Here is a 22,426-nt window from a genome sequence, read left to right as displayed (position 1 = left end):
CTTTTGCTTCCTCAACATCAATTTCCTTCCATCTCTTAGTCTTGCTTGAGGGATTGGAACCCTGTTTCAAGTCATACGGGCATTCCCGCTGTATACATGGCATGCCGGCAAAAAAAAAGAGCCCGCAAGTGGTATACATCCACTTCGGACTTTCTCTTTTAAAGCATTATCACCTTATGCTTATTATTAAATTCATATTGGAGCTCTGTTAGTTCCTGAATGAAATCAGGTCCATATTTATTCAGAAAGTATATCGGGTTCCATATTCTCTCCTGTGGTGAATCCAGTGGTGAGAGGGAGCAGCTGATCCGGTTATACTTACTGGTTACAGTTTTATATTTATCCTTGTTTCTTTCATTTGTTTTGTCGTAGATGAACTGAAGCTGTTTTTTTATGATATCTAAATTCTTTTCAAGCAATGGGCTTAATGCCCCATCAACCTTCAGCGCACGGGCGGAAAATTCTCGATGGGATTCTTCCACACCGCCAAGCATCCTTGCATAAAGGTCTTCTAACGTTTCATCCTTGATCTGACAGAGGAAGCCGGACAGCCTTTCCTTTGTCCTGCCGCTGAGTGCATCCTCAATAGACATGCCCACTTCCTTCAGGTCTGTCTCAACTGAGCGTTCAAGCAGGGTAATGTTGAGCCTCGGTACGATTGGCGGCATTTTCATTTCGAAAAGCTCGAACGACTGCTTCAGCTCCGCCCAATACGCGGCCTCCCCCGGCCCGGCAATAAAAGCCAGGACCGGGAAAAGGCTTTCCTGCATGATAGGCCTAGTGACCACATTATTGCTCAGGCATTCCGGCCGGCTTTCAGCCAGCTCAAGCATTTCATCCGTAGTAAACGCAAAGGCCTCATCTTTTCCCGAAATGAATCTGCCCTTGTCATCGAGCGAAAGCAGCGTCCTCACCTGCTTTTCTTTTTCATAATAAAAGAGATTGGCAGCATTTTCTTCCAGTTCGATGGCTTTTCCATAGCCTTCACCCGCCACAAGCTCCTGCTGTGCCAAAACTTTCCTGGTTATCTCATCAGCATTTTTGATCACCCCTGTAAAAAAAGGGGATTCAAGTTTCCTTAAAGCGGGATCGGCTGCATCGATCAGGAGCAGCCCGCTGCTTCCGAACCATCTATGCAGAAGGCGTGCAAAAAACTCCGAAAAGGTACTGGACTCTTTAATGATTTCTTTCATTGCAGCCAAAAGGTCATTTGTATATTCTGTCTCCCCGCAGCTCTCCATAACGTCCTCAAGCCACGTACAGGCAGTATCGTAATCCAGCTCTAGGTCCGAGACCATGGGCTTTTTTGCCACATACATTGGATAGGACATTTTATCCGGCTTTCCATTGCGCATGGCGTATATATGATTAACTTCCTGGATATCATGGTCCTCGCCCGCAATCCAAAAAACCGGGATGACCCTTTTTTTCAAAGCTTTTTCCTGCTGTTCCGCAAGCTTAATGACAGAAATCGCTTTATGTATAGTATATAAAGGCCCACTCAAGAGTCCTGCCTGCTGACCGCCGATCACTACGGCAGAATCCGGCCCCTCAAGCGCTTCCAGGTTTCTCAGCACGCAATCGTTCATTCCAAAAGGATCCATATATTGACGGATATGTCCGGCCAACTCTGTTCTATGAAAGCTGCGATTCATGAGATCGCTGTATCTTTTTTCGTACACTTTTTCATCATGGATATCATAATGAAAAAATTTATCCGTCTTAAGCCTGCCATCGATATAGTCAGATGCGAACTTGTTGATTGCCGGCAGGGCAAGATCCCTAATTTCCATGAAGCTGACTTCCTTTCTCTCTCCAACTTAGCTTTAAAAAGTATACCACCTTTAAACAGGAGAAACAAAGATGCTGTCTTGCACCTGCACCCGGAAAGAGATCGGATATCAAGGCCCTTCTAAATCAGTATTCTCGCAATCCGGTCAATCATGCCGTATATAGCCAGAATGAAATAACCGCCTAAAAAAAGGATGAAGTTCACTCTCCAGAAGCCTTTAAAGATTCGGAAGAAATCCACTTCTTCGCGGTATTTGTAGTTCACGACCGATACGGATGCAGCTATCACGATCAGCAATAGGAAAATCACCCACAAGAGCGAGGTACCCCAGATAGTCTTGATCATGTAATGCACTGAAAGGATCAAGAAAATAGTTGTCAGGTCTGCCGACATATGAATCGATTTTCTATGACTCTTGGTTATCTTTTTGACAATGGCAAAAACAGCCAGATAACTAAGTAATGGGACAGTAATAAAGGCTGCAGCAGCACTTGCTATGAATTGTGACATACCGTTTCCTCCTATAGGCGCTCCTTCCCTTTGATCATTGTATACAGCAAACGAGTAAGGGCCGGCTCTATCTTTTTACGCTCTGCTTCCTGCAATATGTAACCCAGGATTGCATCAATTTCGGTCTTTCTCCCGTTCTCCAGATCTACGAGCATGGAGGACTTATTTTCCTCTGTATTGCGGCACACTTCTTCTATATACTGTTTTATCCCGTCCGAATCAGAGATTGTAAAGACAGCCGCTGCTTCCTTGTACATGGATTGAAAGAGACTGTTAAAGTGCGGGTTATCCAGCAGCTCCCCGTTCCTTGCGCCAAGGACTGCCGTAAGCGGATTAACACAGGCATTTACAATAAGTTTCTTCAACATCATCTTATAATAATCCTTCTCGTAAATGAAAGGAAATAAAGCATCTTCCGACTTTATTTTAAAGGAATCGAGGCTCCCCCGGTAGACAGCTGCCCTGATATTACCAGCGCCCGTATGGGAAACCGTAAAGTCATTCTTTTTTTGGGCCCCATGCTCGACAATCCCAACCGCTATTTGTGAGACTGGAAGATCCGCAAGCAAACTGAGATGCCCCATGCCATTCTGCAGGAACAGAACCGGGGTTGCTGTCTCTGGCAAGAGAGGCAGCAGATACTCCAGATGATGTGCTTTCACACACACGATTGTGATATGACCCTCATTCTTCATTTCCGATACTGGGCAGGCGGTTACTGCCATTTTCTCTACAGTGCCGCCCCGTTCTAAGTTAATGCCATTTTTGTTGATGGTTTCTGCCTGGCCTGCAGTCCGGGTATACAGCGTAAGGTTATTTCCTCTAGAAAGGCAGGCGGCTGTCAGCAGCCCGACAGCACCTCCCCCGATAATATTTATTTCCATCTATTTGGCCCCCATGTATTCTCAAGCATCCCCATTATTGAATTAAAGAAAAACAATAATCTTTCAGGTAAGTGTTCTGTAAAACTTTGAGGCTATTTAGCGGCTGCAGCGGAAATCATCCTTATTTAGCAGCTGCAAAATTTTACGAAAACAGCCTGGAGAGTAGTCCTTTTTATTATAGTAGCAGACCGCGAGCCAGGATAAAACCTTTGAGGGCACTGCTGCCTGGCGGCGGGCCATTTGGAGAATTTTCCGGCTTTTTATTATATAATAGTAAGAGAGAGGAAGCTTTCAGCTGTTTCTATAGAAAGCGGTTCCATAAAAAGCCGTGTTGGAGGGGGAAGGATTGATGAAACATACCGTTGAAAGGCTGCTTATTAACTTCAAAACTCTTGAAGAGTTCAAGAAGTTTAAAGAATACGGGATACAGGAGCTGTCCATGCTCGAAGATCTTCAGGGCAGCATGATTGAAGACAACAGTGAATCTCCTTTTTACGGAATCTATTTCGGCGGTAAGCTGGTGGCCCGGATGAGTCTTTATAAGGCAGATGCAAAGCAGGACCGCTATTTTGATCCGCCGCAGGACTATTATGTACTCTGGAAGCTCGAGGTTCTCCCCCCATATCAGCGGAGGGGCTATGGGCGTGCTCTTGTAGAATTTGCCCAGAAGCAAGGAAAGCCGCTAAAGACGAACCCGCGGATTCATTCACATGAATTTTGGCATAAGCTTGGCTTCCGTGATGTCAGTTATGATATGGAAAGAGACCTTGGGGAAAATCCCATGATCTGGTTTCCTGAAGGAGTATGCGAAGCAGTCCGCTGAAACAATGATAGAGGCTGTCCTTCCCGGCAAGTACCCTTTTCAGGGTGACCGCCGGGCTCTGGACAGCCTTTTTCCATTCTATTTTTTGACCCTTTCCAGGTTTCCGTTTTTATCCATCTGAAATTTCACGTTGGGGCTGTTCATTTCCTCTTCAAGAAAAATAAGCTTTCTTGCTTTTTCCATAATCTGCAGAAGCGCCCGGTAATCTTCTTCTACATTCCTCAGCTTTTCCTGCAGCTGCAGATTATGCTGTACAATCTGGTCATATTCTTTCTTTAAGGTCTCAAGCTCGCGCCTCATGACCTCCGTTTCCTGGACATTGTTTCCTGATTGGTAGTTCTGGTCATATTGGACAAGGAACTGGATAACGTCGTTCAGGTTTACAAGATGGTCAGCACTCGCTTCCCTTGCGGCATCCTTCATTGAAGCAGCAGCCGCAGGAGAACTCGGGGCTGCCGCGGGAGGAGGTGCCTCAAGATTGTTTTTCTTGCTTTCTTTCCTTTGCATCTTCGCATGCTCAATTCCTGATTTATATTGTTTCCTTACAAATGAATTCCATCTGAATCCGCAGGCAGCAGATGTCCTGGAAAGCTTTCTCCCTACTTCTTCAAAAGCCTTCAGCTGGGTGCTGCCATCTCGGATATGGCTTAAAACTACTTCGGCCAATAATAAATCCTCATCCTGGGACCAGGCATCCTGGCGGGCAATCGTCATCTTCTTCACTCCTTGCAAGTTTTACTTCATAAATATGCACTTGCTAGAAAAGATAGAAGAAGGCTGACTGCCAATATCATCAATTATTTTTTTTGCCGGTAAACCTTCGGACAGCCTCCATATGGGGCTCCGAAACCCAAAGCCTCGAGCATTCGGCAATTTCCTCGTGGATCCTTCCATGGAGATTGCCTTCTTCCCACTTGCTGATCAGAAGTTTTTTATACCCACTTAAAACCCCGGACTCTTTATTGAGCAGTGCATCCAGGTAGTCCTTCCACTCTCCGCTTTCTCCGCTGTCTAAAATATAATCGATAAACCCGAGATCCCGGGCCGCGGCGGCCGTGAAGACCTGTCCACTCAGAAGGAGCCTGAGGCAGGCGGATGCCGGCAGCTTCTCGTAAAGGATAGAGGCCCCGCCCCAGCCTGTAGTAATTCCCTGATTTCCCTGCACAAAGCCAAGCTTTATACCAGGCACAGCCACCCGGATATCGCAGGCAGCCGCAATTTCACAGCCTCCTCCGACTGCCGCACCATTCATAAAGGCAATTGTTGGCTTCTTCAGTGTCAACAGTCTTAATACTATACTTCCCATTTTCGAAAGCATTTCATAGGCTTCCGCCTCCGTCTCCAGTGAGTGGAACTCTTTAAGGTCACCGCCGGAACAAAAGGCAGCATCACCTGCTCCCCTTATTAAGACAGCCTTGATCACTCTTTCCTTTTCAGCTGTCTCGAGAGCATCCTTAAGGCCTGACATGACCTCAAAATTGACTGCATTTCTCCTCTCCGGCCTGTTAATTACAATCCTAAATAAACCGTTCTCAGCTAGATCTGTCTTCACCTGCACTATACCCCAGCCCTTCTTTCAAATGTAATTTTCTTTTATTACAGTTTACAGAAAGACGGACTGCTTCAGCCAGCCTTAGCTTTTTAAAAACACAAAAAAGCACAGAGAAAATATCTCTGTGCCGCTAAGAAGAAATTATTTGCTAATAACTTCTTTTCCTTTGTATGTTCCACAAGCTTTACATACACGGTGAGCGAGTTTCATTTCACCGCAGTTTGGGCATGCTACCATACCTGGGACTTGAAGCTTAAAGTGTGTACGACGTTGTCTCTTTACAGTTTTAGAAGTTCTTCTAAAAGGTACAGCCATTATTCCCACCTCCTTAAAAATTGAGTTAAGAAGCTAAGATATCCAGTAATCTGGTCTTCTTTCGCACTTTACGTTTTGTTGTTTTCATTGTCGAAGAAATCAGCCAGCTTTGCCAAGCGTGGATCGACTTTCTTCTTTTGATCTTCTTCAGACAAGACTTCCCAATCTTTTCCGGACTGAGGGGCAGCGTCTTCTGAATCAATATCATCGCAAAATACCTGAATAGGTATTTCAAGCAAAATGTTTTCTTTAATAACAGGCAATAAGTCTATTGTATCGCCTTCCACTGAATGAGAGTTCTCCGCATATGGATCTTCAAATTCAGCTTTTAAAAGAAAAGTTTCGATTGTTTCAATATCAATTGGATATTTAACATCTACAAGAGTTCTTGAACAAGGAAGCACAAGATGGCCGCGGATATGAAGGTGAAACGTTACCTTGGAGGAACTGATGTCCGCCCTGCCGGTTATATGCATCGGGGAAACTTCCCTGATCTCCGTTTCGAGTTCCATGATATCCTCCACAGCTGCTGTCTCATCAAGCTGCAGATTCTTGTCCCGGTACTTCTGAAGTTGTGTAATTGTCCATTTCAAATGAATCACCTCTGAGGCAACAAAAGTAATTATATCGGTCAATCAATCGTTTGTCAATATTTTTTCTTTACACTATAATAGAAGAACAGTAAATATTTCCAAAGGACTGGCAAAAGACTTTTATATCATTATTCATTTTATCACTTGCATATAAAATCGCAAATTTTTGGCCTGGTCTGCAGGAGGCGACACATGGAAGCACTTGGAATTATCGTAGAGTACAACCCCTTTCATAACGGACATGCCTATCATATCAAGGAAAGTTTAAAATCAACTGGAGCAGACCTTGTCGCGGCAGTCATGAGCGGGAATTTCCTGCAAAGAGGAGAGCCGGCGATGGCGGGTAAATGGGCAAGAGCACGGATGGCTCTCCTGGGCGGGGCCGACCTTGTCTTTGAGCTTCCCTACCCTTTCGCCGCTCAGCAGGCAAATATTTTCGCCCGGGGATCGGTAGGGATCCTTGAAGCAGCCGGCTGCAGTCATGTATGTTTCGGCAGTGAGTCAGGCAGCATCAATGCTTTCTTGGAAGCTGAGGCCTTCCTGAGAAGAAATGGTCCTGCTTATGACCAGTCGGTAAAGGAATTCAGCAAAAGCGGATTCAGCTATCCGCGTGCGGCATCCCTGGCTTTTGAAGCACTTTCTGGCTCAGGCAGTATTCTGGACTTAAGCAAACCCAACAATATCCTGGGACTTCAGTATGTACGGGCAATCAAGGATCAGTCCTGCTCCATCAAGCCATGCACTATTAAAAGGATAGGCTCCGGCTATCATGATGAATCGCTTCCTGCTCATTCTTTAGCCAGTGCGACCGGAATCAGAAAAGCGATTTTCGAGGATGGCGCTTCACCGGAAGCCGTAATGGGCCAGATTCCTCTCTCTACATATGAAGAACTTACATCCTATCATGCCCAATTTGGAACATTTCATAATTGGGAGCTGTACTGGCCATTTCTCCAATACCGCATTATCTCTTCTTCCACTAGTGATCTGAATTTGATTTATGAAGCTGAGGAAGGCCTTGAATACCGGTTTAAAGAAATGGCAGCTGCCGCCCGGACCTTCCAGGAATTCATCTCTTTAGTGAAGACCAAAAGATATACATGGACCCGTCTGCAGAGGGCCGCACTGAATATACTGAACAATGTTACAAAAGAAGAAATGGGCGCTGCAGGCACCGAACCCGGATACCTTCGTTTGCTCGGGATGAACAGGAAGGGAAGGCAGTACCTGAATGAAAATAAGAAAAAACTTGGACTGCCGCTCATCACCAGACCTTCCGCCTTCAAGAAAGAACTCTCACTGGATCTGCGTACCTCTTCCATCTATGCCCTGCCGCTTGAACCGGGCAGGCGGAAGGACGCGCTGAAAAGGGAATACATGCCTCCAGTCTTCTTGGATGGTGAATAAAAATAAGAGGCGCCCTCCAGGCAGCCTCTTATTTTTGTTCAAGCTTATCTAAGTAGTTCAAAGCGTCTTCAAATGTATCCACTGGGACGACCTTCATTTTTGTATCGATATCTTCTGCAGCTTTGACGGCAGCTCTATAATTGGAATTTTTGATTCCTTTTTCATTCGGGGCAAAAAATACTTCAGCACCGCTTTTATCAGCTGCGACGATCTTCTGATCGATTCCCCCGATCGGCCCCACCGTGCCATCAGAAAAGATTTCTCCCGTCCCTGCAACCTTATAACCCCTGGTGATATCTTTCTTTGTAAGCTGGTCATATATTTCAAGGGTAAACATTAAGCCGGCAGATGGGCCACCGATTTTTTCAGAGTTGATTGACACCTCCGGATCTGCCTGGACTTCTTTATCATCAACAAGGTGGATACCGAGCCCTGCTCTTTTCTCTTTGCCAGGCAGTGTGGCAAGCACCGCCTTTTCCTCCAAATCCCTGCCATCACGCTGGAAACGGATGGATACCGTATCACCTGCCTTTTTGCCGCTGACATAATCAATAAATTCTTTGGAAGAAGCAAATTTCCTGCCATCGATTCTTATGATCCGGTCCCCTGGTTTAAGAACTTTGGCCGCCGGAAGACTGTCGCTCACTTCAATGACATAAATTCCCTTGAAGGTTGTTTTCACTGGGCGTCCAGCCTTTTTGTAAGCCACTTCGACTGCGCTTTCTTTAGAACCTTCCATCATGTTCAGCTGCCTTGCGTTATACTCCTCATCTGATTCATCTTCATACCTGATCTTTTTAATCGGGTATAATTCCTGGTACTTGCTGAGGTGAGCCCCCAGGTACGTATATATGTTGGCTTTGCCCATCCTGATGGTCGTCAGCATGAACTTTCCCTTTGAATGATATCCGCCATCTACCTTGACCACCGGGTCGAGTTCCTCGGCCATTCCCGGCTTAGTTACATAATAAGGAAGCGTAATAAATACGGAACCTATTATCAATATAAATAAGATAATAGAGAGATATATTTTTTTTCGGGTCATTCCTTGTGTTTCTCCTTCCATCCATGGATAGCAGCCTTGATTTTATCGACATTTTTCCTGGCTTCTTCTTCTCCAATAGTAATCATTTCAGCAATATTTGTAAACGCTCTTGAACTATAGGCCTCGACCCGCGGCCTGATCATTACATCGGAAGCCACTTCCCGGTGCATTACCAGCTCCATCTGCAGAATATCAAGGCTCTGGAGGATCACATCATAAATCGACCCAATCTCAATATCCTGCTTGATATGCGAGACATCTACCCCTATCACGATATCTGCCCCCATATCCCTTATCACTGACACAGGTATCCGATCAACGACTCCGCCATCAACAAGCAGCCTGCCATCCACCAATTCAGGAACGAAAATTCCTGGTATGGAGATACTTGCCCGGACCGCCTCAGCGACCGGCCCTTTCGTGAAAATCACTTTCTCACCCGTTTTTATGTCGGTTGCAATGACTGACACGGGAATGTCCAGCTCCTCAAGATTCTTTCCGTATGTAAACAGGCGAATGAACTCTTTGATTTTCTTTCCCGCGATGAGTCCCATTTTGGGGACGGTAAAATCCAGGAAGAATTTCCGCTTGAAGGCATTTGACAATTTATATAGCCGCTCGAGATCCTGTCCTGCCGCATAAAAGCATGCAACCAGCGCCCCCATGCTGCTGCCTGCAGCCATGGAGATGGGAATCCCCTCTTCTACCAGTACCTTGATGACTCCTAAATGGGCAAACCCCCTGGCACCTCCTGAACCGAGGGCGAGTCCTATCCTGGGCTCTTTCATAAAACCTTCCTCCCTTGTTCTCTCAATCTTATGGTCTAAAACCCGTTATACACGTATAAGGTTTTATATAAGGACAAGTTGAATTCAGTTTATTATGCCCTGTTGGAAATTATATGTTGTATTTGCCAATTTAGTTTTTATTTCTCATTTTTCTGGAGGGACGGACTCAGTGAATAAATCGCAGTTTAAAACCATTATTTTATCTTTCACAGTGGTGCTCATCGCCGGAGCACTTATTAAATTTCCGCAGGAGTCCTTGTCTGCCTCCATCAGGGGATTGAATATGTGGTGGGAGATCGTTTTCCCTTCCCTTCTGCCCTTTTTTATCATCTCGGAAATGATGATTGGATTTGGAGTGGTCCGGTTCATCGGCGTGCTGCTCGAACCATTGATGAGACCCTTATTTAAAGTGCCGGGAGTCGGCGGCTTTGTCTGGGCGATGGGGATGGCGTCCGGCTTTCCAGTCGGCGCAAAGCTGACTGCCCGGCTTCGTCAGGAAGAACAATTGACGAGGATAGAAGCAGAGAGGCTTGTGAGCTTTACGAATTCATCCAATCCGTTATTTATTTTCGGGGCTGTCTCCATTGGCTTTTTTTATAACACGGGTCTTGGCATAGTCCTTGCCCTGTCCCACTATGCAGGAAACCTTACAGTTGGCATCCTGATGAGGTTTTATGGAACAGACGCAAAACCGGCAGCTAAGGAAAAAAACAAAGTCTCCATCATGAAAGCGCTGGCGGCGCTTCACAGGACACGAATCAAGGATAATCGGCCGATCGGCAAGATGCTTGGTGATTCCGTTTTCTCCTCCATCAATACACTCTTGATGATCGGCGGTTTTATCATCCTTTTTTCAGTCGTTAATAAACTTTTATTCCATATGGGCATTACAGGGGCCTTGTCGACTGCGGTGGAAGAGCTTCTCCATCTTGCCGGCCTTCATGAAGCACTGGGCATTCCCTTGATAGCGGGCATTTTTGAAGTTACTCTGGGCTCCCAGATGACCAGCGGCATACAGGAAGCACCGCTCATCCAGCAGGCCATCATCACCAGTTTCCTTCTAGGGTTCAGCGGGTTCAGTGTCCAGGCCCAGGTGGCAAGCATCCTGGCTGAAACCGATATACGCTTTTTCCCTTTTTTCACCGCCCGCCTGTTTCATGGAATTTCTGCCGGATTTTACACACTTCTGCTTTGGAAACCTCTCTACCAGGGAGGAAAAGAGACGTTTGCCGCCGTGCCTGCTGCCTGGCTGCCGCAGGCTGACCAGCTCGGGAATTTGACCTCCTTTCTTGCGAAGTTCGGCCCGCCCCTCACCATTATAATGCTCCTTCTCTATACAGCCCTCCTCCTTAAGCGTTCAAAAGGAACAGGAAGGAACTAAAAAAATGAAGGCTGGCCCCAAGGGGTCAGCCTTCCTGGCTTTCGTATTTTTTTAGCAGCCACTCTTTGACTACAGGAGGGACGAGTTCAGAAATATCTCCGCCATACCTCGCCACTTCCTTAACGATGCTCGAGCTGAGGAAAGAATATTGATTGTTGGTCATGATAAAAAAGGTCTCAATCTGTTCGTTTAATAAACGGTTCATGGAAGTGATCTGCATTTCATATTCAAAATCCGACACCGCCCTGAGGCCCCTGATGATGGCATCGGCATTGATGCTCTTAGCATAGTCAACCAGCAGCCCCTGAAACGAACTTACTTTCACATTCGGGATATGGACCGTTGCCTGCCTGATCAGCTCCTGGCGCTCATCTACTGTGAATAAGGGCTGTTTGGAAGAATTATTCAGAACGACAATATACACTTCTTCAAACACCTTCGCCGCTCTTTGAATAATATCAAGATGTCCGTTAGTGATTGGATCAAAGCTGCCAGGACAAACTGCAATTCTACCCATTTTCATTCTCCTCTAACTGTATGTATATAACGGAAACCATCCCGCCCGCAAGGCTTTAAATTGAAGCACGTCCCTTATAAAGGGTCACTGCTATTATGCCATATTTCTCTTCACGGAATGAAATGAGCGTATTGATTTCCTTTTTGAGACTTATATCTGAGGAATGCTCGCAGACAATTATACCATCCGGTGCCAGCAGCCCGTTTTCCTCTATCATGCCGAGCAGATTCTCCAGGATGTGCTTTTTATATGGAGGATCGAGAAGGATAAGATCAAAGGACAGCTTCCTCTTGATGATAGCCTTCAGCGCCCTCTCCGATTCATTCCTGTAAATCTCGGCTTGTTCCTCGAAATTACAGGCTGCAACATTAGCTTTTATCGCTGAGATTGCTTTGTGATCCCGATCTACAAAAATGGCCCTATCCATGCCGCGGCTCAAAGCTTCTATTCCGAGCCCTCCGCTGCCTGCAAATAAATCCAATACCTGGCCGCCTGAAAAATAAGGGCCGATCATATTAAAAATGGACTCCTTTACCTTATCCGTCGTCGGACGAGTCTGATTTCCGGGCACTGCCTTAAGCGGCCTCCCCTTACAAGTTCCCGATACGACCCTCATTGTATGTTCACCACTTCAAGATTAATTTAAAATTCTCTCCTATCCTACCACAATCACTGGTTTTCGGCCAAATGTTTCTCGGTATAAAAGAAACGTGCGGTAATTTAAAAATAGACATTCATGAATAAGCGGGGATAAAAAGGGCCATAATGTTTTTAACAGCATCTTATTCGAGGATGTTGTTGCCAACCGCGGAGAAGACTTACGTTTCCCCATAAGTTCTTCCTCCGGTTTCTCCTCTCCCTTTGCCTTCTTTCCTTGATGGGATATAGAAGGACCCCCGCAGGCAGCTTGCCTGCGGGGCTTTTTATTCCAGGGGCGGCTTCTCAAAACTCACTCCTGCATGGTACAGTAAAGACAGTACAAACAGGAGGAACTGGTATGATACAGCGATTTATAGAACTAGGCGAAGGCTATTCCGATATTTACGAACTTCTGGAAATAGGGAGGACCTGCCGGGAACGGGCAGTCAGACTGCTGGCCCTTCATACCGTAATCAACGACCGGCCGGCAACATCAGCGGCCGTCGTCATGGAGCCCGCTGCACAGGGAGACTTCCAGCCCATTTACATTTGCAGGGAAGGAATCCCCCATCCAAAATATAATCCAAGCAAAAGGTACTCCCTTTTCGAAGAACTTGCAGAAGTGCTGGGTAAGCAGATTATCGAGCTTGACGTCAAATCATCCCGGGAATTTGCAGAAAAAGATCTTTACTATCAATACCTCACCGGCATCCTAAGAATGAATAGATACCTTCCGCCGCTCAGGTAAAAAGATGAAACAGGCTGCCCCCGCGGGCAGCCTGTTTCATAATTCCATTTTATAATCATATTCCTTTGCCTTGTCAGGCTTGGAATTTTCGTATTCAAGCTTAAGAAATGGCTTATAGGATAACTCAACTTTTTTGACAAAAGAATAGTTTTCAAGTTTTTCCTTTAAGGCAGGGACTTCATCCATATTAGTATAAAGAACTACATATTTCAGTTTCTTCGATACATAATGGATGTTTCCGTATCTTCTCAGGCTTTTTACCTGCTTCAGAGTATGAAGCCAGATGACGATGCTTTGCCTTGATCCAAACATAGACGTATCTCCTTAATGAAAGGCTTTAAAAGTAGTGTAGCAAGAAAAATCTTCTCTATCAACATTAAATGCGTTTGCCTGTCATAATATGTTTATCCATTCAGCTGGTATGGAATAAATCTGTTGTGGGCCATTTCTGACAGAAAGCAGGGGGATTATGGATCTTGAACCCATTTGGCTGGATTTTATCGAAACGATCATCAGGGAAAACCCGGCCATAGAGACGGCTTTTTACAAAAAAATTACCGGCATCCCATTTCTTTATCTGACCTTTTATTCCCTTCCTGGGGAAAAAGCCGCCGCAGTAATGGTCAAGAAGGCGGCAGCATCTGTAATGAAGGGCAGGCAGCTGCACTGCGAAACTGTATATGTACGCGAGGATATACGGGGCTATGTGTACCGGCACCGCTTCTATGTCCCTCAGCAAAAGATGTTCTGCTGCGGAAATCTGTGTCCTGACTGTATCCGTTTCCGGCCATTCTGATAAAGCGTCAAGAGGCTGTCCCGTCCGGGACAGCCTCTTGATTTATTAGGAGCAGCCGCAGGAGCCGCCGCTTCCGCAACCTCCTGAACAGCTTGAACCGCTGTCAAAGAATGGATTGCCTGTTGGTACCTTGATATGGCTTGAAACAGCCTTCCCTACCCTGACACTGACTTCATCAAGGAGAGTTTGAAGTTCGGTTTCAGCCATTTTAAAGTCTGCTATAGAAGGATGAAGGTCCATATCGCGTTTAAGCTGCCTGGCCTTTAATGAAACTTCACGATAATCCGGATGGTATTTCCCAAACCTCTGAACCTCTTCGTAAAGGTCTTTAATATCAAGGAACTCCTGAATCTTTCGCTGTGCAGACCGATCTGCCTGCATTTTATATAAACACAAAAAATATTGTTCGCCAGTTTCGGACTCTATGATGGCCCTGGCAAGATTTTCTGCAAATTCAATAATTTCAACGCTTTCTAACGTAGCAAGCATGAGCCCACCTCCGACCATTATTTTACCATTTAACAACAAAAGATGCGAATGACATAATTTGGAACAAAAATCCAATTACTTATTAGCCTGTCCACAAAAAGAGGATCCATGCTCCTGTATCCTGTATACCTGACAAACTTTTAACTTGTGAAGTCAAAAATACGGGGACAGCCTGGCGGACTGCCCCTCGCGGGTAGGAGTAAGGGATAATAGTCAGCTGCTCCCCGAGTTCATTGCCTGGAACATGGACATCATCATCGATGCCATCTGAACTCCGTTAGTCAGCTGGGAAACCCTGTCTGGTATGGATTTTTTAAAGAAATAAGCGGCATCTGTTTCCATCTTCTTAATTTCCTGGGGCCTGCGGCTCAGGCGGCGGTACCAGATGGGCTGCAGCCTTAAGTAGTTTTTCAGATCTTCCTTGCCTTCAATGTATTCTAATATGTCCCTTCTCATCCAGCATCCCCCCTGTCTAATCCCGGCGATATGCAAAAGGGTTTGGCGGCTTTGTCTCGGTTTTGGCGGTTTCCTCAGGAGTTCCCTGGAATTGGGTCAGCAGGCCCTGGACGGCAGATAAAGCTTGACTTAAAGAAGAAATATGAGATTGTATTTGATCCATATCCATATTTTTTATGGTTGACATGAGAGTAGACACTAAGTCGCTCTTACTTTCTTTTTCAGACGAAACTGCCGGAGGTCCCTCACTGAATTCTGTCCATTTCGCATCATCTTCTCCAAGTAAAAACCATTCCTCATATATCCCCTGCCAGTTGAGTCTGCCTTTTCTGACCTCAGTCACAAGTTTTGGATGCCCTTTGACAAAAGCCTTAAATTTTTCAATGGATTCTTTATGATTCTCAGCCATTATAAAGATCACCTCACTGCCACGGCGTCTGCCTATTTACAGGCTATGCAGGTCTAGATGAAAATGTGACTGAGTGAGGTGTCTTTTTAGCCAGGAGAGGAATCTACCCAATATAATGAATACATCCGGACAGGAGGGGAGATAGCATGAAACAGAAATCGCTGCAGGAACAATTCAGTCATATCATAGAAAATGGGACAGAAGCAGACCTTGAAGTATTAGAAGTGCTTCTCAGAGGGATCATTCAAAAGTCTTCTGAAAAAACCACATATATTAACAGCTTTTTAGGTGTGGAGACCGAACTCAGGGAGGATGCAATCACCATGAAGATCCCGCTTACACCCCTTACCCATAACAGCCTCGGGATTGTTCACGGCGGAATCATAGCCACACTCGCGGACACAGCGATGGGCACACTGGCTAACTCTATGCTGGGCAGAGAGTTTGCTGCAGTAACAACTGAAATTGGCGTCCACTTTCTAAAGGAAGGTACCGGAAGCAGCCTGGTTTGCAGAGGCACCGTTTTACATAAGGGCCGGACTACATTGGTCCTCGAGAGCAAGGTATACAGGGATGACGGAATATTATGCGGCCATTCAACCGGAAGTTTTTATATCATTCCCAGAAGGTAAGGAAACGGAGGAGGGCTGGATGAGTACCAATTTAAACCGTTTCTTTTCGCTGGCTGCTTTCACATATCTCTGTTGAAAAAGACAGCTGAATGCAGCGTAAGGCACCTGCGGTGAGTCTTTTCTTAGCCTTAAATAAAGCGGGCGTATTTCCACCAGGCTGGCAAACAGCTATTTTCCAAAAAAACCAAAGAAGTTTGCGGAAAAAGCCTTTTGATTTCAAGACAGCCAAACAAAAAAGAGAGTATCCGCTGAGGGACAACCTCCCGGATACTCTCTTCATTCTTTGACAAAATTCTGTGTATAGTATTTACGGTACACGCCTATGCCAATGCCTGTAAAGTCTTCGTTGAGCAATGCATCACGATGGCCTTTGCTGTTAAGCCATCCTTCAACTGCAGCGGCACCATCTATATAATTGGCCGCAATATTTTCGCCGGCCAGTATATAATTGATTTCATTTTCCTGCAGCCGGTCCTCAAGCTCTCCCTTTGTGGGGGAGGTATGGGAAAAATATTGGTCCGTGAGCATATCCTTGCTGTGGAGATAAGCAACCTCTGATACCTCATCCAGGAGTTCCAGGCTGCCAAGCTCAAATCTGTTTCTGATGATATTGGTGATGCTGTAGATCTGCTGTTTGTTTCCCTCTTCGATGGCTTTCCAAAGCACCTCATCCGGTTCGGATTCCTGCGGCAGTTCTCCACGGTAAATCAGTTCATATGGACGCAGGCGGACCAGGGTATCTGCATCCAGGAAGCGGACACTCGAGACACTGCCTGTGAACTTATCCAGATAAAGAACTGCAAAGATATTTCCTACCTTGATGATCGGCCTGGTATTCACATCTTCTTCTGAAAGTTCGAACCGATAGGCTGTCCCGCCATGAGAGAAATTGACTGAGCTGCTAATATTGGTCTTGCTGAATATATCATTAATGGGCTGTCCAACGATGAACGGGCTGACATCCATGCCGTTTCCTATTCCATAGGCAGTCACTGCCTTCTTCTTATCATTAATACCTATTTGGAAATAGTTTTGCGGGCTTCTATTATAAATCCACCATTCATATCCATAGGCGGTGGGGTCTTTCCTATCAGGACTGCCGTATGCCTTGATGACTGCATCCGCATTCTTTCCTATGATGGAGGAGATGCCATGCCCCGGCTTAGGAAGCCTGGATGTAGGTTTTTGGTTCTGCCCGTTCAAGCCTTCGCTGTTTTCCCTGATATTTTTTTCTCCATTTAATACAGTTTTGTCCTCGGTGTTTTCCCCTATATTTAGATAAAGTCCTGTTATGAAGAAAACGATTGACAAAATCGTGATTCTTAAAATCGCCTTCAGAGGAAAACTCCCTCCCTTTTCTCAAAATGTATCCTGTAATAAAAGATACTTGCTTTATTATAACATTAACTTTGAATCCGAGAGATTTACACCAGCCAATTTAACAATATTTTATTGGTAAACGCTTTAATTTCGTTCCGCAATTCATTGCAAGAAAGAATGTTTCGTAATATTATAAAATAGAGTGAAGAATTGTGTAAATTTATTCTTTACTGGTATATATAGGATATGGACTGCAAGATTAATTATACGGAGGGGATTCTATTGAAATTTGAAGGTACTGGAATAGAAAAATACATAGCTGAGCTTGGCCGCCTGGACGAGGCAATGCGGGATAATGGAATGGTGAGGGCGGAACAATGGGATTATGACCGAGTAAACTACGATAAGAAGTTTTCCTTGAAGGATGGCACTTTTTATTTCCGAATCCAGGGATATGTGGTTGAAGGGGATGTGGGTTCCAATAAGGCAGATATACAGTTGATGGTGCCGATCCTTGGTAAACACTACTATCCTCACGGCATCGAATACGGCGAGGATGAAATCTTCCCTCCTTCACTGGTAAAACAATGCGAAAACATCATCGAGTCCCTCAAAGAAGAAATCAAGCATTTCGCACTCTAAGGGAAAAGGAGGCTGTCCATCAAAACAATGGACAGCCTCCTTTTTCGATCCTGATCAGAGTTGTAAAAAATCGGCGGAATACCTATAATATTTAAAAAACATTAGGAGGGTTGAATGTGTCAGCATATCTCAGTCATAAATATGCAAAAATCGGATACATAGTCCTTCTGGTCCTCATCGTGATTTTTTACATCATTCCTGTATCTGTCCCCATCATAGCTGCTTACCTTACTGCAGCCTTGCTGCATCCGGCAGCAGAGGGATTCCGGCGCACCCGTAATTTGACTCATAAGACTTCCATTGCTTTGGTCTTCATGGCATTCATTCTCATGATTTCCGCACTGGCTTACTTAGTTACAGCTGCAGCTATAACCGAGGGATCTGTACTGCTTCAAAAAATCCCTGAACTGATTGCAAAAGTGGAGGCAGTATGGACGGACAAAGAACAAACCAATTTTTATGGTTTTATCCCTCAAGCTCTATTGGATAATATCAGTCTGCAGTCATCCAAGGCAATTGAAACAGCCAGAAACGGGCTCGCAACTTTCCTGAACTTGGATTACCTTACTGCTTCCATTTCAAAAATTCCTGAATTAATGATCAGCTTCCTTATTTATCTTGTAGCCGTATATCTGTTCCTTGCAGAAATTCCGTCTTTGAAAAAGCGTATGTACAGCCATTTAACCAGCAAATCTGCAAAAAAAATTACCTTTATTTCATCCCGCATGACCACCATGCTAGCTGGTTTTCTCAAGGCACAGCTGATGATGGGTGCCATTATTTTCAGCATTGCGCTGACTGGTTTTTTATTCATTTATCCAAAGTATGCAGTCATAGCCGCAGCGCTGGTGGCCCTGGTCGACTTTATCCCTTTTGCCGGGTCCATTATCATTCTTGGGCCATGGGCACTGTTCCACTATCTCACTGGAGATATCCCAGGCGGAACCCAGCTGGCCGGCCTCTCATGCATGCTCCTGATTGTAAGGCGGGCACTTGAACCAAAGATTACAGGAAGCCATATAGGGCTGTCCCCCCTTTACACCCTGATATCCATGTATTTAGGCTATAAACTGCTTGGATTGTATGGTATCATTATCGGCCCCTCTCTGGTTGCTGCCTCTTTCGCAGCAAAAGAAGCAGGTCTCTTCCCAGCTAAATTTAAACAATGAACTCAGAAGAAATCCAGAAAAAGCGGGCGGATCACAGGCACAGCTTCCTTAAGTTTCTGCATATCCTCATACGTACCGGAAATCTCACCGATATCCCAGAGAGTTTCCGCGCCCTGTGCCCCCAATAAAAGTGCGGTTAACGAAGAGATTGTGAGCGTGAGCCCTTCCCCCGCCTCATAAAGCAGGAAGACCCCTTCCTCTTTCAGTACGAAAGACTGATTATTCCATTCAGCGATGCTGTCCTTGATATGTAGTATGACTGGTTTTTCTATGCGGTTGAAGGAAAACAGTTTTAAAAACCTTTCTGCATCCACTATCCGTGCCATAAAATACGGATAAAGCTCTGTCTTAACCCGCGGGTTGGCAATAATATGCGGAAATGGATCATCTTTAGGAACAATGATGCCCGCTTTTTCACCATGGAATCATGCTGACAGAAAAAATTCCATAATCCCTGCCTCGCCTCATGATTCAAATTTACCCATTCATTAACTTCAAGATGTCTGCCTCCTGCCTTATAAATGGCATATCCCTGGGGCTCACTTTCAGAATCATAATATATGGCCATTGTATAATTACCTAGAACAGACTTTTCCCACCACTCCCTGCTCCTTACGAGCATGCCTCCGAACTTCAGGGCATATTTTTCATAGATCCTGCCGGCTGCTGACAATCCCCCTTTCTCAAATCTTTTGATTGACCCTGGAACAGCGGACAGCGGCTTAAGTTCCTGTGCAGGAATTTCCACCTTCTTCACATCACTGAATATTTCCCAGCCATACCTCCTATAGAAGGAAATTTTAAAGGGATGAAGATAGGAGATAACCTGGCCGTTCTCCTTCATTTCCTGGAGTCCCTTTTTGAGCAGGGCATCCACCATTCCTGTCCTTCTATGCTCCGGATATGTTGCGACCGAAGCAATGCCGCCCATCTTTACCTTATTACCCTGGAGCCAAATTTCAAAGGAGCGCAAATGCATTTTGGCGGCAAGCTCGTCCAAAGCAAAAATTCCGTAAATATCCTGATTCTCATATGACTTAATTTTCTCAGCAAGGTCTCTTTCCTCTACCTTATACTGAAAAGCATACATGGATAAATCGAGCGCTTCTCTGCTTCTTGCCCCATCCAGTTTGACTATTTCATGCATAACATCACCCCATTCGTTTACTCATACCTAAAAAACCAATTTGCAAATAACGCATCCTCGCGCAGCCTCCTAAAGTCCAGTTCCTTTAAAATTTTTTGCTTTGATATATCCTGCTTCCGGCATTCAATCTCTACATGCCTGACAGGACGGCCCAGGGACTTAGCTGTATACTTTAAGAAAATGTATAAGCTTTCCTCCATATATTCAGCCTCTGCTTCGGGACTTATATAAGAGACAGCCATATATCCTGTATCGTCTGTGTGATGATGGAAGACTAAATCGCCCACCATTTTCTTCTGTTTCAAATCAGCGATGATCCAAAATTTCAGGCTGTCCGACCTTTTCTCTACTTCTTCAATAAAAAACGGCAAAAATCCTTTAAATAAATGGGACGGCCACGAATCGGGCATCAAAATGGGTGATCTTTTAACCAGCTCTTCCCTGTATAGAATAAGTGATTTAGCTAGATCAAGAGAACAGGCCATCACAATAATACGTTCCGTCTTGAAATCATCCACTCCATGTCCCCCCTAAAAAGCGTTGACTAAAGCTGTATTGAAGACCGTTCATGCAAGCTTTGAAAAATGGTAATCTATAATAGAAAGGGCTGACCCATATCTCACCCGGAGCCAGCCTGTGCCATGATAGTATGCTTCTATATGTTTGCATCCATAAAAAATGCTGCCAATACATTGTATTCAGCAGCAAAGAATTTTATCCTATTTATCTATAAACCAAGTATAGCCTTAATGACAGAAGTGGTTTCCCCGCCTTTATAAAAAACATAAAGGAGCAGGTAGACAGCCACACCTGTAATGCCTGTGAAAAACCAGACAATGCTTGTCACCGGTCCCAGCTTTCTGTGAAAGGCAAGATTATTTTTATAGCCGCTCCACAATGACATGATTCCTAATACAGCCCCAACTGTAGCGAGGGTAATATGAAAGATGAGAAACAACGTATAATAAATCTTTATTGAATCTGGTCCCCCAAAAGATGTATTCCCAATAAAAATCGTTCTAGAAGCATAGATTGTGAAGAAAATGACAGCAAATATCCCTGCCAGAGTCATCGTCTTTTGGTGGGTTTTAACTTTCCGCTGTCTGATTTGAACCCAGCCTATTGCCACTGTAATAGCACTCAGGACGATGAAGGTTGTACTGATTGTCGGTAAAATGGGTAAAGACATTTAGCAGGACGCCCTCTCTTAAAATCTTATGTAATCAAACTTTCTCCGGAACTTACCGGCTATCGCTATTGTATTAAACAGCCGGCCCTTTTTCAATAAGACTCCATTCAAAAATAGCTTCAGAAAAGCAATTGTTCAGAAAAAGACACATTTTATGAAAAGTCCCTTACTGCAGCGTGCGGCAGTAAGGGATACCTATCAGGAACCAGGGGTGTATACATGGCCGGGCTTCGGCTCATACAGCGCTTCTGTTTCTGATTTATTCTTTTCATTTTCTTTTCTGTACCAGGCAAAGAATATATGGGCAAGCATGGAACCATACACAATTTCCTGTATGATTTTCATCAGCACCCCGCCAAGCTGCTGATCTTCCAGGAGAGGCAGCCAGTTTAAAAGTTCAGGCCCGCTGATGCCAAGGGCGGCCAGCGAACCGGCAGGAACACACAGAGCCATTGCCTGCATCCATGCCGCAGGATCAGAAAAAGTATCATATAAAGGATGCTTAGTAAATATGATCAAAGCACATGCAGGAGTAAGCAGGATTCCATTTCCGAATATATATCCCACCTTCTGCAAGCCGGACAATTCATTTTTATGATTGAGGCTGTTTAAGACCGGCCACCACATGAATACTGCGGTTATGAAAAGGAAAACTGTATACATGCCGTGGTACCACATATTTACCTTCACTGTATCAAAAATGACAGGCACGTGATAGAACGAAAAGAAGACATTAAAAACGAGCAGTGCAATAAGGGGTTTCGTAAAAAAGGCAAACGGCTTCCTGACCGCAGGAACAGTAAGGACCTTTCTCCAAATCCAGGCTGGAATGGATATAATGAACATCGGAGGTATGACCAGATACAAAACAGCCATCTGCGTCATATGGGCACTGAACATAATGTGGCCCAAAAGATCCAGGGGAGATCCCTTTATTGCATATAAGAGGAGCATGGCTGCCGAAAATACAGCCCCCTGTTTTACGGATAAGGGCTCACTGTCCTTGAATTGAGACCTGTATTTTACAGTTATCAGAAAGAATGCCAGGGTACAGACCGCAAGCGCTGCCATAAAATAAGGGCTCCACAGGGCCCTGAAACCGAACATATCTAATGCTAACAATTGATACCCTCCAATCGAAAATGTTTCATCCATTTTATTATACATGAAAATGGCATGGACT

The 22,426-nt window shown here is 44.9% G+C and carries 29 protein-coding genes; 8 read left to right on the top strand and 21 right to left on the bottom strand.

Translation table 11 applies throughout. The annotated features are described in order from the left end of the window. Positions 1-158: 158 nt before the first annotated feature. The 3 genes from bshC to V1501_RS06835 all read right to left on the bottom strand — a co-directional run bounded on the left by bshC (position 159) and on the right by V1501_RS06835 (position 3,186). Complete coding sequence (bshC, locus tag V1501_RS06845; protein ID WP_409292111.1) at positions 159-1,793, bottom strand: bacillithiol biosynthesis cysteine-adding enzyme BshC; 1,635 nt, start codon at positions 1,791-1,793, stop codon at positions 159-161. A gap of 119 nt (positions 1,794-1,912) precedes the next feature. After that, on the bottom strand, positions 1,913-2,302 hold the full coding sequence (locus V1501_RS06840) for a DUF3397 domain-containing protein (protein WP_409292109.1): 390 nt from the start codon (positions 2,300-2,302) through the stop codon (positions 1,913-1,915). Positions 2,303-2,313: 11 nt separating this feature from the next. Beyond that, positions 2,314-3,186, bottom strand: coding sequence for a 2-dehydropantoate 2-reductase (locus V1501_RS06835; protein ID WP_409292108.1), 873 nt, complete (start codon positions 3,184-3,186; stop codon positions 2,314-2,316). 349 nt (positions 3,187-3,535) lie between these two features. Between V1501_RS06835 and V1501_RS06830 the strand changes: the two genes are divergently transcribed. After that, positions 3,536-4,009 carry an N-acetyltransferase gene (locus tag V1501_RS06830; protein ID WP_409292106.1) on the top strand — a complete coding sequence of 158 codons (474 nt, stop codon included), beginning with the start codon at positions 3,536-3,538 and terminating at the stop codon, positions 4,007-4,009. A gap of 78 nt (positions 4,010-4,087) precedes the next feature. On the opposite strand, the gene V1501_RS06825 is transcribed toward V1501_RS06830, so the two are convergent. The 4 genes from V1501_RS06825 to V1501_RS06810 form a co-directional block, all read right to left on the bottom strand. Further along, positions 4,088-4,723, bottom strand: coding sequence for an RsfA family transcriptional regulator (locus V1501_RS06825; RefSeq protein WP_409292105.1), 636 nt, complete (start codon positions 4,721-4,723; stop codon positions 4,088-4,090). A 79-nt stretch (positions 4,724-4,802) separates the two neighbouring features. Next, the gene (locus tag V1501_RS06820; protein ID WP_409292103.1) at positions 4,803-5,561 is read right to left on the bottom strand and encodes an enoyl-CoA hydratase/isomerase family protein; all 759 of its coding nucleotides are present in this window, start codon (positions 5,559-5,561) and stop codon (positions 4,803-4,805) included. A 141-nt stretch (positions 5,562-5,702) separates the two neighbouring features. Further along, on the bottom strand, positions 5,703-5,876 hold the full coding sequence (gene rpmF, locus V1501_RS06815) for a 50S ribosomal protein L32 (RefSeq protein ID WP_409292101.1): 174 nt from the start codon (positions 5,874-5,876) through the stop codon (positions 5,703-5,705). 68 nt (positions 5,877-5,944) lie between these two features. Beyond that, a complete protein-coding gene (locus tag V1501_RS06810) occupies positions 5,945-6,469 on the bottom strand; it encodes a YceD family protein (RefSeq protein WP_409292099.1) in 525 nt (174 codons plus the stop codon). Between the two features lie 192 nt (positions 6,470-6,661). Here V1501_RS06810 and V1501_RS06805 point away from each other — a divergent pair, with 192 nt between their 5' ends. After that, positions 6,662-7,876, top strand: a complete 1,215-nt coding sequence (locus V1501_RS06805) for a nucleotidyltransferase (protein ID WP_409292097.1) — start codon at positions 6,662-6,664, stop codon at positions 7,874-7,876. Between the two features lie 28 nt (positions 7,877-7,904). Here the strand turns inward: V1501_RS06805 and V1501_RS06800 are convergent, their stop codons facing one another. Continuing rightward, the gene (locus tag V1501_RS06800; RefSeq protein WP_409292096.1) at positions 7,905-8,921 is read right to left on the bottom strand and encodes a SepM family pheromone-processing serine protease; all 1,017 of its coding nucleotides are present in this window, start codon (positions 8,919-8,921) and stop codon (positions 7,905-7,907) included. Continuing rightward, positions 8,918-9,709 carry a patatin-like phospholipase family protein gene (locus V1501_RS06795; protein ID WP_409292094.1) on the bottom strand — a complete coding sequence of 264 codons (792 nt, stop codon included), beginning with the start codon at positions 9,707-9,709 and terminating at the stop codon, positions 8,918-8,920. The genes V1501_RS06800 and V1501_RS06795 overlap by 4 nt, the downstream gene beginning before the upstream one ends. A 169-nt stretch (positions 9,710-9,878) precedes the next feature. On the opposite strand from V1501_RS06795, the gene ylbJ reads away from it, so the two are divergent. Continuing rightward, on the top strand, positions 9,879-11,090 hold the full coding sequence (gene ylbJ, locus V1501_RS06790; RefSeq protein ID WP_409292093.1) for a sporulation integral membrane protein YlbJ: 1,212 nt from the start codon (positions 9,879-9,881) through the stop codon (positions 11,088-11,090). Positions 11,091-11,115: 25 nt separating this feature from the next. On the opposite strand, the gene coaD is transcribed toward ylbJ, so the two are convergent. Both coaD and rsmD read right to left on the bottom strand, forming a co-directional pair. Then, the gene (coaD, locus tag V1501_RS06785) at positions 11,116-11,607 is read right to left on the bottom strand and encodes a pantetheine-phosphate adenylyltransferase (protein ID WP_409292091.1); all 492 of its coding nucleotides are present in this window, start codon (positions 11,605-11,607) and stop codon (positions 11,116-11,118) included. A 55-nt stretch (positions 11,608-11,662) separates the two neighbouring features. Further along, complete coding sequence (gene rsmD / locus V1501_RS06780) at positions 11,663-12,223, bottom strand: 16S rRNA (guanine(966)-N(2))-methyltransferase RsmD (RefSeq protein ID WP_409292089.1); 561 nt, start codon at positions 12,221-12,223, stop codon at positions 11,663-11,665. Positions 12,224-12,604: 381 nt separating this feature from the next. Here rsmD and V1501_RS06775 point away from each other — a divergent pair, with 381 nt between their 5' ends. Then, positions 12,605-12,994 (top strand): methylthioribose kinase, encoded by a 390-nt coding sequence (locus tag V1501_RS06775; RefSeq protein ID WP_409292087.1) that lies wholly within the window; start codon positions 12,605-12,607, stop codon positions 12,992-12,994. Positions 12,995-13,030: 36 nt separating this feature from the next. Here the strand turns inward: V1501_RS06775 and V1501_RS06770 are convergent, their stop codons facing one another. After that, positions 13,031-13,306, bottom strand: coding sequence for a YlbG family protein (locus tag V1501_RS06770; protein WP_409292086.1), 276 nt, complete (start codon positions 13,304-13,306; stop codon positions 13,031-13,033). 157 nt (positions 13,307-13,463) lie between these two features. On the opposite strand from V1501_RS06770, the gene V1501_RS06765 reads away from it, so the two are divergent. Then, entirely contained in the window at positions 13,464-13,790 is a 327-nt protein-coding gene (locus tag V1501_RS06765) for a hypothetical protein (RefSeq protein ID WP_409292084.1), read from the top strand. A gap of 45 nt (positions 13,791-13,835) precedes the next feature. Here V1501_RS06765 and V1501_RS06760 read toward each other — a convergent pair whose 3' ends face one another. From V1501_RS06760 to V1501_RS06750, 3 genes are all read right to left on the bottom strand, one after another. Further along, entirely contained in the window at positions 13,836-14,279 is a 444-nt protein-coding gene (locus tag V1501_RS06760; RefSeq protein ID WP_409292082.1) for a YlbF family regulator, read from the bottom strand. Positions 14,280-14,492: 213 nt separating this feature from the next. Continuing rightward, positions 14,493-14,735, bottom strand: coding sequence for a YlbE-like family protein (locus V1501_RS06755; RefSeq protein WP_409292080.1), 243 nt, complete (start codon positions 14,733-14,735; stop codon positions 14,493-14,495). A gap of 16 nt (positions 14,736-14,751) precedes the next feature. Then, entirely contained in the window at positions 14,752-15,144 is a 393-nt protein-coding gene (locus tag V1501_RS06750; protein ID WP_409292078.1) for a YlbD family protein, read from the bottom strand. 146 nt (positions 15,145-15,290) lie between these two features. Here V1501_RS06750 and V1501_RS06745 point away from each other — a divergent pair, with 146 nt between their 5' ends. Continuing rightward, positions 15,291-15,776, top strand: coding sequence for a PaaI family thioesterase (locus V1501_RS06745; RefSeq protein WP_409292076.1), 486 nt, complete (start codon positions 15,291-15,293; stop codon positions 15,774-15,776). A gap of 276 nt (positions 15,777-16,052) precedes the next feature. On the opposite strand, the gene V1501_RS06740 is transcribed toward V1501_RS06745, so the two are convergent. Continuing rightward, positions 16,053-17,087 (bottom strand): CAP domain-containing protein, encoded by a 1,035-nt coding sequence (locus V1501_RS06740; protein WP_409292074.1) that lies wholly within the window; start codon positions 17,085-17,087, stop codon positions 16,053-16,055. A gap of 291 nt (positions 17,088-17,378) precedes the next feature. On the opposite strand from V1501_RS06740, the gene V1501_RS06735 reads away from it, so the two are divergent. Both V1501_RS06735 and ytvI read left to right on the top strand, forming a co-directional pair. After that, complete coding sequence (locus V1501_RS06735) at positions 17,379-17,738, top strand: YugN family protein (protein ID WP_409292072.1); 360 nt, start codon at positions 17,379-17,381, stop codon at positions 17,736-17,738. 116 nt (positions 17,739-17,854) lie between these two features. After that, positions 17,855-18,907, top strand: coding sequence for a sporulation integral membrane protein YtvI (gene ytvI, locus V1501_RS06730; protein WP_409292070.1), 1,053 nt, complete (start codon positions 17,855-17,857; stop codon positions 18,905-18,907). A gap of 2 nt (positions 18,908-18,909) precedes the next feature. Here the strand turns inward: ytvI and V1501_RS06725 are convergent, their stop codons facing one another. The 5 genes from V1501_RS06725 to ctaG form a co-directional block, all read right to left on the bottom strand. After that, positions 18,910-19,233: a sterol carrier protein domain-containing protein gene (locus V1501_RS06725; protein WP_409292068.1), complete on the bottom strand. Its 324-nt coding sequence runs from the start codon at positions 19,231-19,233 to the stop codon at positions 18,910-18,912. Then, positions 19,221-20,054: an enhanced intracellular survival protein Eis gene (locus V1501_RS06720; RefSeq protein WP_409292066.1), complete on the bottom strand. Its 834-nt coding sequence runs from the start codon at positions 20,052-20,054 to the stop codon at positions 19,221-19,223. The genes V1501_RS06725 and V1501_RS06720 overlap by 13 nt, the downstream gene beginning before the upstream one ends. A 17-nt stretch (positions 20,055-20,071) precedes the next feature. Next, complete coding sequence (locus tag V1501_RS06715; RefSeq protein WP_409292064.1) at positions 20,072-20,572, bottom strand: hypothetical protein; 501 nt, start codon at positions 20,570-20,572, stop codon at positions 20,072-20,074. A gap of 209 nt (positions 20,573-20,781) precedes the next feature. Then, positions 20,782-21,243 carry a DUF420 domain-containing protein gene (locus V1501_RS06710; protein WP_409292062.1) on the bottom strand — a complete coding sequence of 154 codons (462 nt, stop codon included), beginning with the start codon at positions 21,241-21,243 and terminating at the stop codon, positions 20,782-20,784. Between the two features lie 198 nt (positions 21,244-21,441). Further along, entirely contained in the window at positions 21,442-22,365 is a 924-nt protein-coding gene (ctaG, locus tag V1501_RS06705) for a cytochrome c oxidase assembly factor CtaG (protein WP_409292060.1), read from the bottom strand. Between the last annotated feature and the right edge of the window lie 61 nt (positions 22,366-22,426).

Source organism: Paraperibacillus esterisolvens (assembly GCF_046237625.1).
GTDB lineage: Bacteria > Bacillota > Bacilli > Bacillales > DSM-1321 > Paraperibacillus > Paraperibacillus esterisolvens.
This window is presented reverse-complemented; position numbering and strand designations above follow the sequence as displayed.